This is a genomic window from Bacillus sp. FSL R5-0654 (assembly GCF_038008745.1).
GTDB classification, from domain to species: Bacteria; Bacillota; Bacilli; order Bacillales; family Bacillaceae; genus Bacillus; species Bacillus safensis.
This window is the reverse complement of sequence record NZ_JBBOZV010000001.1, coordinates 2,679,883-2,695,411: the sequence shown is the minus strand read 5'-3', so window position 1 is coordinate 2,695,411 and position 15,529 is coordinate 2,679,883. Positions and strand designations below refer to the sequence as shown.

Genomic DNA, 15,529 nt, shown 5'->3' with positions numbered 1-15,529 from the left:
ATCATATCATAGGACTGTAGGCTGTTGTCAATGACATTTTGATAGCTGGTAATAAAAAATAAAAGGGGATTTTCAATAAAAAAAGATCAAGGCAGCATGTGTCCTGATCTTTTTTCTTATTTAAACCAGCCTTTTTCTTTTGAGCGTGTAATGGCCTCGATGCGGTTTTTCACTTCCAGCTTATCTAAAATAATGGAAATGTAGTTCCGGACAGTGCCGCTTTTGATGCTGAGTTCTTTTGCAATTTCTTTTGTGTTTTTACCGTCTGCGACGAGTTCAAGGACCGATTTCTCTCGCTCCGTTAAAGGATTTTCATCACTATATAAGTCTTCCATCAATTCAGGGGCATACACCTTTTTCCCTTTCATCACACTGCGAATCGCACTTGCCAGCTCCTCGCTTGGACTGTCTTTCAGCATGTAGCCGCTGACGCCCGCTTTTAGCGCCCTTTGGAAATAACCGGAGCGGGCAAAGGTCGTTAAAATAATGATTTTCACATCTGATCCTTTGAGCTCTTCCGCTGCATCAAGTCCGGATTTTCCCGGCATTTCAATATCCATTAAGCAAATATCAACAGGATGTGTTTTGGCAAAATCGATGGAATCTTGGCCATTTGTACCTTTTCCAACAACCGTCATATCGTCTTCTAAATCGAGAAGTGAACCGAGTGCACCAAGCAGCATTTGCTGATCTTCTGCGATAAAGATGTTGATCATTTCATACCCTCCTTTTCTTTTGCTGCTGAATCATTTGGAATGCTCATAATGAGCTTTGTCCCGTCTTTTGTTTCAATCCGCAGGCGGCCATTTGCAAATTCCAATCTTTCTCTTATTCCTAAAAGGCCGTGACCCTTCGTTTGAGAGGATGGATAGTCGCCTTTAAATGTTCCGTCGTCCTCAACGGTGATGATGGCTTCCTTTGACTTTTGGTGAATGGTAATTTTACAAACCGTTGCATCACTATGTTTGACGACATTCGTCACCGCCTCTTTTATGCACATGCTCACAATGTTTTCGTTCAGAAGTGAGATGTGTTTCGGTGCTTCCTTTTCATCATAAATCAATTCAATTCCAGCTGCTTCGAGAATTTGCTCGATGTTCGACATTTCATCTTTGATTCGGATGCCTTTCATGGAGGAAACAATCTTCCGCACTTCATTGAGAGACGTTCTGGCGGTCTGCTGGACGCTTTTGAGTTCGGCACGAGCCTGTTCAGGGTCTTTATACACGAGTTTACGGGCAAGATCACTTTTTAAACCGATCAAAGAAAGCTTTTGTCCAAGGGTGTCATGCAGGTCGCGTGCAATGCGCTGCCTTTCTTCAAGCTTCACAAGATCTGCAATCCGTTCATTGGCATATTCTAATTTCTCCTCAAGCCGTTCACGTTCCTTCCTGCTCCGAATGCTGAGAGGAAGAAGAATGGCACTAATCAGGGTGATGACGACAAAAGGAATTTGTGTGAGAAACCAGCCCTTTTTTAAGATCAAACTAAAGTTCACTGCCACGGCGGCGCTCGCCAGATGGATATAGTACAAGATATAAAAGGGAACTTTTCGTTTAATATGTCCGTTAAAATAGGCGATGCAAAAAGCGAAATAAATATAGCTGTAGAGCATCACATAACCAGTTGAAATACCGATCAATAATAGGCCAAAGACATATAATGACCAGCCTTTTGCAACAAAGGCAAAACGATACACAGCGAAAAAGACGACGTTCAAAATAATGCCGATCACAATACCTAAAGTCGAAGGTGTCTTAAGGATAAAATAGAAGGGCAGGATGAAAAAAATGGCCCATATATAGGGGGAAATCCCATGCAATTTTTGAAGTTTAAACTGTTTTTTCATCCGTGTGCCACCTTTTTTCGTTTTTCATTGTTTTTCCTTACTTTATCAAATTCAGCCTATTGGTGCATCCTGTAAATGACAACAAGCCCCTTCTCGTGTAAGAAAGAGCCTGCGCCGATTATGCATTTTTCTTGAGAATGTCTCCTTTGATAACTGGAACGTTCATCTTCTTAGATTGCCGTGCTTCTCTAAACGTCACAAATGCTTTCGTTTCCTCATCCCACAGTCTAAATTTCATCGACTCAAGGCTTGTTTTCAACGTGATGGTCGGGACATTTTGCAGCGGTTCACTTTGGTCATGGGCATGCTCTAAAAGATAATTCGGTACTCTTGGGCTTAAATGATGGACATGATGGTAGCCGATATTACCAGTTAACCATTGAAGAAGCTTTGGCAATTTGTAAAAGGAGCTTCCTTCAACAGCTGCCTGCACATAGTTCCAATGTTCATCTGCTTCAAAATAAGAGTCCTCAAACGTATGCTGTACATAAAACAACCATACACCGATAGATCCTGAGATCAGGAAGATCGGACCTTGAACAAGCAGGAATTCCTGCCAGCCAAAAAGAAGACATGTTGCGGCTGCTAACGCAATGATGCTCACGTTTGTGAAATACGTGTTCCAACGCTCTTTTTTACGAGCATTTTTGACGTTGAAACGGTTTTTTAAGAGAAAGACAAAGATCGGTCCTAAAATAAACATCACAAAAGGGTTACGATAAAATCTGTAGCGAAATTTCGTCCATGCTGATGCTTCTTGATATTCTTTGACTGTTAGGAGCCAAATGTCGCCAGTACCTCGTTTGTCTAAATTACTGCTTGTGGCATGGTGAATGGAATGATCTCGTTGCCATTGAAGATAAGGGAAAAGGGTGAGTACGCCCGTTAAAAAACCGAACAGGTGATTTAGCGGCTTCTGTTTAAAAAAGGATTGATGGCAGCAGTCGTGAAAAATAATAAAGACACGTACTAAAAACCCAGCTGCAATAACCGCAAAAAAGAGGGTTAAAAGGTAGGAGATATTCAGGCTATAATAGGCAAGAAACCAAAGCCCTAAAAATGGAATGAATGTATTAAAGAGTTGAATGATACTTTTTTTCGAATCAGCACCAGAGAATTGACCCACTTGTTTTCTTAAAGTAGCTTGCTGCTGTGTGTTTGTTGAAGTCGTCATGAACGTTCAAGTCCTTTCCGTTTCTTTCTACTTCAAAGTATAGAAGGAAAGGTGTCATGCTCATAGTAGCACCCATCATGTATTCAATATGACATTTGTCATGTTTGTCATCAAAAAGGCTGATGGAATACGGTTTTGAGCTTATTTCAATATAAATAAAAAAAGTAAAGGCGCTGGGCCTTCACTTTTTTTATGAACGTGCTTCATGTACTTTTAACTGCTTGCCTTTAATGGTTGTGTGGCGCATGGCATTCAGCACAAGAGGGCCTTTGCCGTTTAAAATATCTACATATGTTTTTGTGTCTTGAATCGTAATAATCCCAATGTCATCGAATGCAACGCCTTCTATTTTGGCAATGGTCCCAACGAAATCAACAGCCCGCAGCTTCTTTTTCTTTCCGCCGTTAAAATAAAGCTTCATAATATCCTTCTCAACGCCTGCCTGTTTATTTTCCTTTTGAATAGGCGTTTCAATTTTCTCTTCGAAGCTTTCTACATGCTCCTCTGCTTCTTCCTTTGTCGGATAAGGCTGAGTTTGAAAGTCTATGCCAGCATCCTGCTTTAATTCATCAATAAGCGGTTTTGCATTCTTTGTCATAAACGCAATCGTTTTCCCGCTTTTTCCCGCTCTGCCTGTTCTGCCAGTCCGGTGAATATAGCGCTCTTTTTCATAAGGGAGATCATAATGAATGACATGTGTCATATCACTGACATCAATTCCCCGGGCTGCTATATCTGTTGCGATCAGATAACGGAATTCACCTTTTTTAAATTCATCCATCACATCAAAGCGGTCTTCCTGTCTCATGCCGCCATGAATTTTGTCACAGGGCACATCCCATTCGTCCAGCTTCAGTGTGAGTTCATTCACTCTGTCTTGTGTATTACAGAAAATAATGCAGCTATCTGGATTTTCAATGACGATCGTACGCTGAAGAAGGGAGAATTTCGATTCTTCTTCCGTTTCAATGACGGTGTGGGTGATTTGCTGTACAGACGTTTCTTCACGTGCAATCTCAATGACTTTTGGTGATTGTAAAAACTGTTCGCTCAATTTTTTCATATCATCAGACATTGTCGCTGAAAACAGCATCGACATGCGCTTTGGCGGCAGATACTGAATAATAGAAGAGACTTGATCGATAAATCCCATGTTCAGCATCTCATCCGCTTCATCTAACACGAAAAATTTGAGATTTTCTAAAGAAAGGGTGCCTTTCTCAAGGTGATCCAAAATGCGGCCTGGTGTCCCGCACACAATATGGTTTTTCTGTGAAAGCTCTACTTTCTGCGCTTGAAAAGAGGCTTTTCCATAAATGGCTGCGGCTTTGATTCGTTTGAACCGCCCAAGGCTTGTGAGGTCTTGTTTGACCTGCATGGCGAGTTCTCGTGTCGGAACGAGGATGAGGGCTTGAGGTTTATTTTCAGCCCAATCAACCATTTCACAAATCGGCAGACCATAGGCTGCAGTCTTGCCGCTGCCAGTCTGAGATTTGACGATTAAATCCTGCTTTGAAAAAGCAACGGATAATGTCTCGTGCTGAACGGGTGTAGGTGTATGGAAGTGAAGCGCTTCTAACGCTTGTTTCAATTCATCACTTAATGGATATTGATCAAAATGTTGTAATGTCATCGTGTTCTCCTTTTCGTACATTCATACTTGTGACATCATACCATAACCATGGCCGTGAATGAAAAGACATAAAAAAAGCCCCGTAAAGGAGCTTTCAGCGTGCAGACAAATTCTCAAAGGAATCTGCGTTTTACTTTTTCCCAGTAAGAGTTGTCTTTTAATTTCACCGTTTTAATGACTTTTCCTGAAAGGCCAATGTCAATTTGTTTGACGTGTTTTGTGCCGAGCGCTTCGTTATCAAGCCCGATAATTGGATGATCGTTTCCATCCTGCACTACCTTCAGCGTCAGCTTGCGGTCACTGCTCAAGATGAAAGGAGCGCCTAATGTACGGTACGAGTTGTTATTCAGCGATGCAAGCTCTGTGACTTGCATACAAGGAAGCATCGGATCAACCACGGCGCCGCTCACCGATTTATTGTAAGCCGTTGAACCAGTCGGAGTGGAAATAATCATGCCGTCGCCTCTAAATGTTTCAAAGTGGAAATCATCTATATACACATCGATCACAAATGTTTTAATAATGCTGGAGCGGATCGACAGTTCATTTAAGCAATGGAACTGGTTTGTGCTGTCAACGCTTACATCGATGATCGGATATTTTCTCACTTCAAGCTGTTCAGTGTTCATGGCATCAATCATTTTATCAAAATGCTCTAATGAGAAATCGCAGTATAAGTGCGTATTTTCTGATTTTGATACCCCTACATACAAGCAGTCATCCCGGAAGTTTGTTTTACGTACTGCTTGAAGAAATGTGCCATCCCCGCCAATTGAAGCAATAATATGGGCATCCTCTGCACGCTTGACGACGTGAAAGCCCTGATCGGTAGCGAGCTTCTCGAGAGAAGAAATGTGTCCATCCAATTCATGATCTTTTTTGTAAAAGAAAAATACATTGCGACGATTGTCTGTCATTGACGTTCTCCCCTTTGCTGTCAAAAATAATTTTCAATGATAAAGGGCTTACATGAAAACCCTTGCTCACATTTTACACTTTTTTCATATGAAAGTAAAAACTTTAGAAAGAACCACCTGATGATCGGATTGCCTTTATGAGAAATGAGTCGATGTGAGTGATTTGAAATGGCTGAATCCTGAGCATAATTGAATAGCCGTTTTCTCATGAAAGAATGGTTTAGGTGTTTCGTTGCGGTGATGATCTAGCCTATTAGGTGCAGGGAGAGGATAAAAAAGCCAATTTTTCGTCATGCGCATATCTACGTAGACGATGTAAAGTTGATCGTTATTTAAGAGAGGTGCTATCATATGCCTACATGAAATGTAAAAAAACCACAATTCCTGTGAAACATTTCATGTGGGCATTCGTATGAATGAAGTGAGAAAAAAAGGAGGAGAAAAAGATGAATGCGAAAAGATGGGTAGCGCTAATTATTGCACTTGGTGTTTTCGGATTTTCAATTGTGATTAGTGTCACGATGGCCTTGTTCGATAGCTTCAATGACAATAAAATGAGCTATCAATTCGGGGATGAAATAGAAGAGAAGGTACTAGAGAATGGCAGCGGTGCAGGCAAGATTGCTGTTCTTGAGATTAATGGAACCATTCAAGATAATGGCGGTGCATCGAGCCTATTAGGCGGAGAAGGTTATGATCATCGTGCATTCCTCAAGGAACTAGATAAAGCGAAAGAGGATGCTTCTGTAAAAGGTGTACTTCTGCGCGTAAACTCTCCTGGCGGCGGTGTCTATGAAAGTGCTGAAATACATAAAAAATTAGAAGAAGTGAAAAAAGCGAAGAAGCCGATTTACGTATCTATGGGTTCAATGGCAGCTTCTGGCGGCTACTACGTGTCAACTCCAGCGAAGAAAATCTTTGCTTCACCTGAAACATTAACAGGGTCGTTAGGGGTCATCATGCAAAGCTTGAATTATTCTAAGCTCGCAGATAATCTAGGTATTAAATATGAAACGATTAAGAGCGGGAAATTCAAAGATATCATGTCTCCGAACCGTGATATGACAAAAGATGAGCGCAACATCATGCAAAGCATGGTCGATAACTCTTATGAAGGATTTGTCAAAGTGATCTCTGAAGGACGCGGCATGTCAAAACAGGAAGTCAAGAAAATTGCCGACGGCCGGGTATATGACGGGACACAGGCAAAATCGAACGGATTAGTCGATGAGCTTGGGTATTATGAAGATGCATTAAAAGCGATGAAGAAAAATGAAAAAGGCTTAAAAGGAGCAACAGTGGTCAGCTATTCTCAAAGCTTTGGCTGGAACTCTCTCTTCAACATGAGTGCAAGCAAGCTCTTTAAAAGCGAAATTGATTTTCTGAATTTAAAAGAAACACTGGCTGGCTCAAATGGGTCTAAACCGATGTATCTCTATTCAAAATAAAGGAGGGATCATAGATGGATTCTACATTCGATGAAGTAAGCGAAAGCCGCAGCCAAGAGGAAGAATCGAAGCCGGCCTTTGTGAAGCGCGCTTCAATTGAAGCACAGGCGTTTGCAGGTTTTTGGATTAGATTTTGGGCATTTATTCTTGATTGGCTCGTCGTCTGGGGTGTAAACCATTTGACGGTTTCTCCAATCTTTAGTCTGTTTGGCTGGTCCAAAGGAGGGGGATGGTTTTCTCCATTTTCCGTCACAACGACGATTGTATTCCTCCTTTATTTCGCCATCATGACGAAAATCTTTCAACAAACACTTGGCAAGATGGTGTTTGGAATTAAAGTGGTCTCACTTCAGCCTGAGAAGAAGCTGGCATGGGATGTTATTTTCTTTAGAGAGATTGTGGGGCGCTACATTAATACGATCTTTATTCTCTATGCTATCGTTGGGTTCTCACCGAAAAAGCAAGGGGTTCATGATTACTTTGCCGATACGGTGGTCGTCCATGAACATTTATATGAAAAAACAGAATCAAACGTATAATCAGAGGAGTTTGGCCGGGTACCGGTCAAACTCTTTTTTGTTGATTGGGTATAAAATCCAGAATGAGAGCCATAATCGTAGGGGAAGCATCATTTGTTATGGAGGAAGTGAGCACAGTGCTTTACGTTTGGATCGCAGCGTTTTTGCTTCTTGTGATCTTGTTGATTTTCATGAAAGTAACCATTTTGCTGGACTATTCGCATACAAACGACAATGACCACATTGCACTGAAGGTCATCACCTTATATGGATTGGTCAGACTCAAAAAAGATATTCCGATGGTGAGGGTCAATCCAGAAGACCAAACGATTGATATTCGTGAAAAGAAAATGGAAAGCGCTAAAAACCCTGATCACGAAAAAGAATCGATGCATAAAAAAGTAGGAAAGCGTGATATGAAGCAAATCCTTCATCAAATGGAGCGCATCACAAAAGAGATTGTCGATTTAAACCGGATCATGCGCAAATTCTTCATTCACATAAGGGTTGTCTCATTTCACTGGTCGACATGGATCGGCTTTCATGACGCCGCTTTAACAGGTGTAGCAGCCGGCGGTGTGTGGTCAGTGAAAGGAGCACTGCTTGCCTTTATGCAGGAGCATCTCACCTTTAAGCATAAACCGGTGTATGAAGTCATTCCGGCCTTTCAGCACAATGTGTCACAGACTCAGTTTACATGTATAGCATATTTTCGTATTGGACATGCTATGCTTGCAGCCATTCGTTTACTTGTCCATTGGTTAAAAGGAAGAAAGGCGAGAAAAAGTGCCTCTCTTCAAGCAACGAAGAATGAATCATCTGTTTAAGGAGGAACCCGAAAATGGCAGATCATCCAATCCAAGGTCTCATGAAGACAGCGATGGAAAACTTAAAAGAAATGATAGATGTGAATACAATCATCGGCGATCCAGTCGAAACCCCTGACGGCAGTGTCATTCTCACTGTGTCAAAGGTTGGTTTTGGATTTGCAGCCGGCGGCAGTGAATTTAACGGGAACCAAAAGAAAGAAAAACGTTCTGATGAACAGGAACGAAAAGAGCCGAGACTCCCATTTGGCGGCGGAAGCGGCGGCGGGGTGTCGATTACACCAATCGCCTTCTTAATTGTAGGAACAAACGGAGTTCGAATGCTTCATTTGGATGAACACACACATCTGCTCGATAAAATATTGGATTCTGCTCCTCAAGCAATTGAACGTCTTCAGCACATGTTTAAGAAGGATGAGCGGGAGCACCGTCACAAAGAACGAAAACTAGATGACATAGACCTTTAAAAAGTTAGCTGCGCTGCAGTTAACTTTTTTTGCAAAAGGGACGATTAGGCTTTGCAGTTTTTTGCTTTCTCTACTATGATAGAACCATACATTTGAAAAGGGAGGAATTGTTTTGGCATCGATCACATTTAAAGGAAGTCCTGTCACGCTTGTAGGAAATGAAGTAAAAGTAGGCGAGCAGGCTCCTGATTTTACGGTATTAACGAACTCACTTGGAGAAGTTTCACTTTCTGATTTAGCAGGAAAAGTGACGATCATCTCAGTGATTCCTTCTATTGATACAGGTGTGTGTGACGCACAAACAAGACGTTTCAATGAAGAGGCAGCGGGTTTAGGTCCGGTCAATATTTATACGATTAGTGCAGACCTTCCATTTGCACAAGCACGCTGGTGCGGAGCAAACGGAATTGAAAATGTCGAAACATTATCTGATCACAGAGATATGTCATTTGGTGAAGCATTCGGAGTGTATATGAAAGAATTGCGTTTATTGGCGCGCGCAGTCTTTGTATTAGACCCTAACGGAAAAGTGGTTTACACTGAATACGTAAGTGAAGCAACGAATCACCCAAATTATGAAAAAGCCATTGAAGCTGCAAAATCACTGTTATAAAAGCAGCATCGACAAGAGCTCCGGCTTCATCCTGGGGCTCTTTTCAATGAGAACATATAGCTTTTAACAAAGCGAGGAGAGAAAAGCATTGCAGAAAGATCAAGTAAGTACTATTTTTGAACTGCTCGATACAGCTTCTATTCGATTAAAAAAGGAACAGGGCATTTCCTATATTGAAGCATTGGCAGAAGCAGGAGAAGCCTTTTTCCAAGCAAATGATCGAAACGGTTTATTAAAGGATTTAATAGAAAAAGCAGATTTTGCTTCTTATGATCATGAGCAGATTCGTAAAGCGTTTCAGCTCGCCGTATTGAAAGGTCAAAAGGATATTTCTCACCCAAATCGCCAGATGACACCAGATACGATTGGACTGTTTGTCAGCTATTTGGTGAATAAATTTTTAGACGGTCAAAAAGAGCTCGTAGTCTTTGATCCAGCAGCGGGAACAGGAAACTTACTTCTTGCTGTTTTAAATAATCTCACTGCAGAAACAAAACGCGGCTTTGCGTCTGAAATTGATGATGTGCTCATTAAAATTGCTTGGGCCCAGGCGAATTTAGAGGAGAAAGAAGTTGAGCTTTTCCACCAGGACAGTCTTGAGCCGCTTCTGATCTCACCGGCAGATGTCACTGTATGCAGTCTCCCAGTGGGCTATTATCCAAATGATGAGCGTGCAGCAGACTTTGAACTAAAGGCAAAAGAAGGACATGCCTTTGCCCATTATTTATTCATTGAACAAAGCCTTCGCTACACAAAAGAAGGCGGCTTCTTATTCTTCATCATTCCAAATGATTTATTTGAAGGAAAAGAGAGCGTACAATTAAAGGATTTCATCAAAGATCATGCGTATATGAATGCGTTAATTCAGCTGCCAGTGTCCATGTTTAAGGATAAAAAACACGCCAAAAGCTTATTTGTGATGCAAAAGAAAAAAGAAGGGCTGGAAGCCCCAAAACGAATGCTGTTTGCCAATCTTCCATCTTTCTCACAGAAGGAAGCAATGGTCGGTGTGATGAGAAAATTAGACCAGTGGTTTATAGAAGAAAAAGAAACGAAAGAATAGCCAGAGTGATTTCTGGCTATTTCAGCGTGTAGACAAACCCTCGCATTCGCCCGCAGGTCTGCGCTCCGGTGCTCACGAATCCCAAATTCGCTCTGCTCCGATGCTCGCCCTTCCTAGAGCTGCAAAGGTTTTCTATTACGCTGAAAAGAAAACAAAGAGCTAAAATAAAAATCATTTTATCTCTTTGTCAATAATCTGGATATTTTACTATTCAGAAAATAACGACTTATTGATGTAAGCGATAACAGTTTGAAGGTGCACTTGAAATGCAAAGTTTTCAATGTTTAAATGAAAAAGTCAGATATTTTTCGGACTTATCGTTAAACTATAAAAGACCCGTCAAACAGGTTGAATATAGCACCGGAAAAAACGTGAAACCTTATATAACAACTGAGTAAAAGGAGCGACAGTAATGTCCAAAATTATTGCAATCAACGCAGGAAGCTCATCTCTTAAATTCCAATTGTTCGACATGCCAGAAGAAACCGTTTTAACAAAAGGGCTTGTTGAAAGAATCGGAATGGACAACAGTATCTTCACGATTTCTGTAGATGGAGAAAAGAAAACAGAAGTGACAGATATTCCAGATCACGCAGTAGCGGTCAAAATGCTGCTTGAAAAACTAACTGAATTTCACATCATCAAAGACTTTAATGAAATTGATGGCGTAGGACACCGCGTTGTTCACGGCGGAGAGAAATTCAGCGATTCTGTTCTTTTAACTGATGAAGTGATCAATGACATTGATCAGCTTTCAGAGCTTGCACCACTTCACAATCCTGCAAACGTTGTAGGAATCAAAGCATTCAAACAAATTCTGCCTGACGTACCAGCGGTTGCTGTGTTCGATACAGCATTCCACCAAACTATGCCAGAGCAGTCTTACCTATACAGCCTTCCGTACGACTACTACAAAAACTTTGGTATTCGTAAATATGGATTCCACGGGACAAGCCACAAGTTCGTTACAGAGCGTGCAGCAGAGCTATTAGGCCGTCCGCTTGAAGAGCTTCGTCTGATTTCTTGCCACCTTGGAAATGGTGCGAGTATTGCAGCAGTTGAAGGCGGAAAATCAATCGATACATCTATGGGCTTTACACCACTTGCTGGTGTTGCAATGGGTACACGTTCTGGTAACATTGACCCTGCCCTTATTCCATTTATTATGGAAAAAACAGGACATACTGCTGAAGAAGTGCTTTCTACTTTGAATAAGAAGAGTGGTCTTTTAGGTGTGTCTGGTCTGTCAAGTGACCTTCGTGATATCGAAGAAGCAACAGAAGAAGGAAACGACCGTGCAGAAGTTGCTCTTGATATTTTTGCGAGCCGTATTCATAAATATATCGGTTCTTATGCAGCAAGAATGAATGGCGTAGATGCGATCATCTTCACAGCTGGAATCGGTGAAAACAGTTCAGAAGTAAGAGCACGTGTACTTCGTGGTCTAGAATTCATGGGCGTTTACTGGGATCCTTCTTTAAACAACATGAGAGGCGAAGAAGCATTCATCAGCTACCCGCACTCTCCTGTAAAAGTGATTGTCATCCCTACAAACGAAGAAGTAATGATTGCAAGAGACGTAATGCGTTTAGCGTAATCAAGTTTGAAAAGCTCTTTTCCAATAAGGAAAAGAGCTTTTTTCTGTTGAAAGCAGCATGCTATAATGTTGTCCAATATGAAGCAAAAGGGAGCGGTGCGAAAGATGAGCGTGACAGAACATAAACGTGAGGCGAAAGAAAGGCTTTATGTGAAAGTCATTACGGTCAGTGATACAAGAACGAAAGATACAGATAAAAGCGGCCGTCTGATGATTGATTTGCTCAAAGAACAGGGACATCTTGTTCTTGCATACGATATTGTAAAAGATGATATAGGATCGATTCAAGACGCTGTGCTGGAAGGAACAAGCGAACCGAAAATAGATGCCGTCTTGTTAAATGGCGGAACAGGGATTGCCGCAAGGGATGTGACCATTGAAGCGATCACTCCTCTTTTTTCCAAGGAACTGCCTGGCTTTGGTGAAATCTTCCGCATGCTCAGTTATACAGAAGACATAGGTTCAGCTGCTATTTTATCCAGGGCAACGGCAGGGGTCGTCAATCAAAAGGCTGTCTTTGCCACGCCGGGATCTACCGGAGCCGTTCGTTTAGCCATGACCAAACTCGTGATTCCAGAGCTTCCTCATGTCTTACGAGAGCTTGAAAAGGATCAAAAATAGCCCAAAATGACTCTGCCAAGAAAATTTGGCAGAGTTTTTTTCATAAAGGGGTTGAAAAAACAATTTTTCCTTGTTACAGTGTATACATACTAAATGCATGTTTATAAATTAAAACTTATTTTTATGCAAAAACATTCACAGAATCAAAACAAGCGAGAGGAGCTTTTCAATCATGTCACAAAATAAAAAAGTCGTATTAGCATATTCCGGAGGTCTTGATACCTCTGTTGCAGTTAAATGGTTACAAGAGCAAGGATACGAAGTCGTTGCTTGCTGCCTGGACGTAGGTGAAGGAAAAGATTTAGCATTCGTTCAACAAAAAGCACTTCAAGTCGGAGCTGTTCAATCATACATGATTGACGCAAAAGAAGAATTTGCTGAAGAGTTTGCACTCACTGCATTACAAGCACACACAATGTATGAAGGAAAATATCCACTAGTATCTGCACTATCCCGTCCGCTTATTGCAAAAAAATTAGTGGAAGTAGCAGAAAAAGAAAATGCAGTAGCAGTTGCTCATGGATGTACTGGAAAAGGGAACGACCAAGTTCGTTTTGAAGTATCCATTAAAGCATTGAATCCAGACCTAGAAGTTCTTGCACCAGTGCGTGAATGGAAATGGTCTCGTGATGAAGAAATCGATTATGCACAAAAACACGGTATTCCAATTCCGATTAATTTAGACAGCCCATATTCAATCGACCAAAACCTTTGGGGCAGAAGTAACGAATGTGGCATTTTAGAAGATCCTTGGGCTGCGCCGCCAGAAGGTGCATACGATCTGACAAATCCACTTGAAAAAACGCCTGACACACCTGAAATCATTGAAATCACGTTTGAAAAAGGAAAACCGACAGCCATTGACGGTATCCAGTATTCATTATCTGATCTCATCCTTCATTTAAATGAAGTCGCTGGACAGCATGGTGTTGGCAGAATCGATCACGTTGAAAACCGTCTTGTCGGCATCAAATCTCGTGAAGTGTACGAATGCCCAGGTGCTGTCACACTTCTAAAAGCGCATAAAGAGCTTGAAGACTTAACGCTAGTCAAAGAAGTCGCTCACTTTAAACCAATCGTTGAACAAAAAATGGCTGAATTAATATACAACGGCTTATGGTTCTCACCGCTTAAAGAAGCACTAGATGCATTCTTACAAGAAACACAGCAGAACGTAACAGGTGTTGTACGTGTGAAACTATTTAAAGGTCATGCCATTGTAGAAGGACGTAAATCACCATATTCACTTTATGATGAAAATCTAGCCACTTATACAAAAGCAGATGAATTCGATCATGATGCAGCTGTAGGATTTATTAATCTTTGGGGCTTACCGACAAAAGTAAACAGCATCGTGAATAAAAAGGAGCAGGTTAAAGCATGAAAAAGCTTTGGGGAGGCCGATTTCAAAAAACACCAGAAAAATGGGTCGATGAGTTTGGCGCGTCCATTCATTTCGACAAACAATTAGTCAAAGAAGATCTGACCGGCTCCCTTGCTCATGCAAGTATGCTGAATAAATGCGGTATCCTCGGTGATGAGGAGGCCGCTGCCATCAAAGACGGACTAAATACGCTCATGAAAAAGGCAGAGGCGGATGAACTGGAATTCTCAGTCGATTATGAGGACATTCATTTAAACCTTGAGAAAATGCTCATTGATGAGATTGGTCCGCTTGGCGGCAAATTGCACACAGCGAGAAGCCGGAATGATCAGGTCGCAACTGATATGCACTTGTATTTGAATAACCAAGTAGAGCATATCATTGAACTGATCTCTTCCTTTCAAACGGTGCTTGTAGAAAAGGCAGAACAGCACGTTGAAACGATTTTTCCAGGATATACGCACCTGCAGCGTGCACAGCCTATTTCGTTTGCCCATCATATGCTCGCCTATTTCTGGATGCTTGAGCGTGACAAAGCGCGTTTCCAAGATTCATTAAAGCGAATTAACGTGTCTCCACTTGGATGCGGAGCGTTAGCAGGAACGACATTCCCGATTGATCGTGAATATACAGCAGAGCAGCTTGGCTTTGACCACATTTACGAAAACAGCCTCGATGGTGTGAGTGACCGGGACTTCATTTTAGAGTTTTTGTCTAATAGCAGTCTTGTGATGATGCACCTCTCACGTTTTTGTGAGGAAATCATTTTATGGTGCTCGCAAGAATTCAAATTCATTGAACTTGATGATACGTATGCAACAGGCAGCAGCATGATGCCGCAGAAGAAAAACCCGGATATGGCTGAATTAATCCGCGGGAAAACAGGCCGTGTGTATGGCAACCTGATGGGGCTTCTCACGATTATGAAAGGCTTGCCGCTTACGTATAACAAAGATCTGCAAGAAGATAAAGAAGGTATGTTTGATACAGTGAAAACCATCGCTGGCAGCCTGCAAATCTTCACAGGCATGATTCAAACGATGACAGTGAACGAAGATGTCATGAAAAAGGCAACAAAAGAAGATTTCTCAAATGCGACAGAAGTGGCTGACTACCTTGCGAAAAAAGGCATGCCATTCCGTGAAGCACACGAAATCGTTGGAAAGCTTGTGTATACATGTATTCAAAAAGGCATCTATCTAAGTGATCTTTCTTTTGAAACATTCACAGAAGCAAGCGATCTTTTTGAACAAGACATTTACACTGTTCTTGATCCATATGTTGCGGTTGAAAAAAGAACAAGTGCAGGCGGAACTGGATTCAAACAAATTCAGCTCGCTTTAGAAAAAGCAAAAGCCTGCCTGGCATAACTTATCATAACCATTCGTTTATACGGATGGTTTTTTTGTCATGGAAAA

The 15,529-nt window shown here is 41.5% G+C and carries 15 protein-coding genes; 10 read left to right on the top strand and 5 right to left on the bottom strand.

What is annotated here, in order from left to right; all coding sequences use genetic code 11:
• Window positions 1–116 precede the first annotated feature (116 nt).
• The 5 genes from NSS76_RS13730 to NSS76_RS13710 form a co-directional block, all read right to left on the bottom strand.
• Complete coding sequence (locus NSS76_RS13730) at window positions 117–716, bottom strand: response regulator transcription factor (RefSeq protein WP_341082390.1); 600 nt, start codon at window positions 714–716, stop codon at window positions 117–119.
• Window positions 713–1,849: a sensor histidine kinase gene (locus NSS76_RS13725; RefSeq protein ID WP_024424817.1), complete on the bottom strand. Its 1,137-nt coding sequence runs from the start codon at window positions 1,847–1,849 to the stop codon at window positions 713–715. The genes NSS76_RS13730 and NSS76_RS13725 overlap by 4 nt, the downstream gene beginning before the upstream one ends.
• Before the next feature lie 118 nt (window positions 1,850–1,967).
• Complete coding sequence (locus NSS76_RS13720; protein WP_024424816.1) at window positions 1,968–3,023, bottom strand: fatty acid desaturase; 1,056 nt, start codon at window positions 3,021–3,023, stop codon at window positions 1,968–1,970.
• A gap of 190 nt (window positions 3,024–3,213) precedes the next feature.
• Window positions 3,214–4,656 (bottom strand): DEAD/DEAH box helicase, encoded by a 1,443-nt coding sequence (locus tag NSS76_RS13715; protein WP_185853761.1) that lies wholly within the window; start codon window positions 4,654–4,656, stop codon window positions 3,214–3,216.
• 113 nt (window positions 4,657–4,769) lie between these two features.
• A complete protein-coding gene (locus NSS76_RS13710) occupies window positions 4,770–5,573 on the bottom strand; it encodes an NAD kinase (protein WP_024424814.1) in 804 nt (267 codons plus the stop codon).
• A gap of 446 nt (window positions 5,574–6,019) precedes the next feature.
• Between NSS76_RS13710 and sppA the strand changes: the two genes are divergently transcribed.
• From sppA to argH, 10 genes are all read left to right on the top strand, one after another.
• Window positions 6,020–7,021: a signal peptide peptidase SppA gene (gene sppA, locus NSS76_RS13705; protein ID WP_024424813.1), complete on the top strand. Its 1,002-nt coding sequence runs from the start codon at window positions 6,020–6,022 to the stop codon at window positions 7,019–7,021.
• A 14-nt stretch (window positions 7,022–7,035) separates the two neighbouring features.
• Window positions 7,036–7,560: an RDD family protein gene (locus tag NSS76_RS13700; RefSeq protein ID WP_024424812.1), complete on the top strand. Its 525-nt coding sequence runs from the start codon at window positions 7,036–7,038 to the stop codon at window positions 7,558–7,560.
• A gap of 98 nt (window positions 7,561–7,658) precedes the next feature.
• A complete protein-coding gene (locus tag NSS76_RS13695; RefSeq protein WP_206534388.1) occupies window positions 7,659–8,366 on the top strand; it encodes a DUF2953 domain-containing protein in 708 nt (235 codons plus the stop codon).
• A gap of 14 nt (window positions 8,367–8,380) precedes the next feature.
• Window positions 8,381–8,833 (top strand): GerW family sporulation protein, encoded by a 453-nt coding sequence (gene ytfJ, locus NSS76_RS13690; protein WP_007501733.1) that lies wholly within the window; start codon window positions 8,381–8,383, stop codon window positions 8,831–8,833.
• 112 nt (window positions 8,834–8,945) lie between these two features.
• Window positions 8,946–9,446, top strand: coding sequence for a thiol peroxidase (tpx, locus tag NSS76_RS13685; protein WP_024424810.1), 501 nt, complete (start codon window positions 8,946–8,948; stop codon window positions 9,444–9,446).
• A gap of 88 nt (window positions 9,447–9,534) precedes the next feature.
• Window positions 9,535–10,509, top strand: coding sequence for a class I SAM-dependent methyltransferase (locus NSS76_RS13680; RefSeq protein ID WP_034624206.1), 975 nt, complete (start codon window positions 9,535–9,537; stop codon window positions 10,507–10,509).
• A 412-nt stretch (window positions 10,510–10,921) separates the two neighbouring features.
• Window positions 10,922–12,106, top strand: coding sequence for an acetate kinase (locus tag NSS76_RS13675; protein WP_024424808.1), 1,185 nt, complete (start codon window positions 10,922–10,924; stop codon window positions 12,104–12,106).
• A 105-nt stretch (window positions 12,107–12,211) separates the two neighbouring features.
• The gene (locus NSS76_RS13670) at window positions 12,212–12,727 is read left to right on the top strand and encodes a MogA/MoaB family molybdenum cofactor biosynthesis protein (RefSeq protein ID WP_024426150.1); all 516 of its coding nucleotides are present in this window, start codon (window positions 12,212–12,214) and stop codon (window positions 12,725–12,727) included.
• Between the two features lie 172 nt (window positions 12,728–12,899).
• Window positions 12,900–14,111 (top strand): argininosuccinate synthase, encoded by a 1,212-nt coding sequence (locus tag NSS76_RS13665; protein ID WP_024424806.1) that lies wholly within the window; start codon window positions 12,900–12,902, stop codon window positions 14,109–14,111.
• Complete coding sequence (argH, locus tag NSS76_RS13660) at window positions 14,108–15,481, top strand: argininosuccinate lyase (protein ID WP_034624205.1); 1,374 nt, start codon at window positions 14,108–14,110, stop codon at window positions 15,479–15,481. The genes NSS76_RS13665 and argH overlap by 4 nt, the downstream gene beginning before the upstream one ends.
• The last annotated feature ends 48 nt before the right edge of the window (window positions 15,482–15,529 follow it).

What these genes read in the sequence shown, in the direction of transcription:
- ytfJ (WP_007501733.1), top strand. Translation starts at nt 8,381, where the DNA reads ATGGCAGATCATCCAATCCAAGGTCTCATGAAGACAGCGATGGAAAAC.
- NSS76_RS13675 (WP_024424808.1), top strand. Translation starts at nt 10,922, where the DNA reads ATGTCCAAAATTATTGCAATCAACGCAGGAAGCTCATCTCTTAAATTC.
- NSS76_RS13700 (WP_024424812.1), top strand. Translation starts at nt 7,036, where the DNA reads ATGGATTCTACATTCGATGAAGTAAGCGAAAGCCGCAGCCAAGAGGAA.
- NSS76_RS13720 (WP_024424816.1), bottom strand. Translation starts at nt 3,023, where the DNA reads ATGACGACTTCAACAAACACACAGCAGCAAGCTACTTTAAGAAAACAA.
- NSS76_RS13725 (WP_024424817.1), bottom strand. Translation starts at nt 1,849, where the DNA reads ATGAAAAAACAGTTTAAACTTCAAAAATTGCATGGGATTTCCCCCTAT.
- NSS76_RS13710 (WP_024424814.1), bottom strand. Translation starts at nt 5,573, where the DNA reads ATGACAGACAATCGTCGCAATGTATTTTTCTTTTACAAAAAAGATCAT.
- sppA (WP_024424813.1), top strand. Translation starts at nt 6,020, where the DNA reads ATGAATGCGAAAAGATGGGTAGCGCTAATTATTGCACTTGGTGTTTTC.
- NSS76_RS13670 (WP_024426150.1), top strand. Translation starts at nt 12,212, where the DNA reads ATGAGCGTGACAGAACATAAACGTGAGGCGAAAGAAAGGCTTTATGTG.
- NSS76_RS13730 (WP_341082390.1), bottom strand. Translation starts at nt 716, where the DNA reads ATGATCAACATCTTTATCGCAGAAGATCAGCAAATGCTGCTTGGTGCA.
- NSS76_RS13665 (WP_024424806.1), top strand. Translation starts at nt 12,900, where the DNA reads ATGTCACAAAATAAAAAAGTCGTATTAGCATATTCCGGAGGTCTTGAT.
- NSS76_RS13695 (WP_206534388.1), top strand. Translation starts at nt 7,659, where the DNA reads ATGGAGGAAGTGAGCACAGTGCTTTACGTTTGGATCGCAGCGTTTTTG.
- argH (WP_034624205.1), top strand. Translation starts at nt 14,108, where the DNA reads ATGAAAAAGCTTTGGGGAGGCCGATTTCAAAAAACACCAGAAAAATGG.
- NSS76_RS13715 (WP_185853761.1), bottom strand. Translation starts at nt 4,656, where the DNA reads ATGACATTACAACATTTTGATCAATATCCATTAAGTGATGAATTGAAA.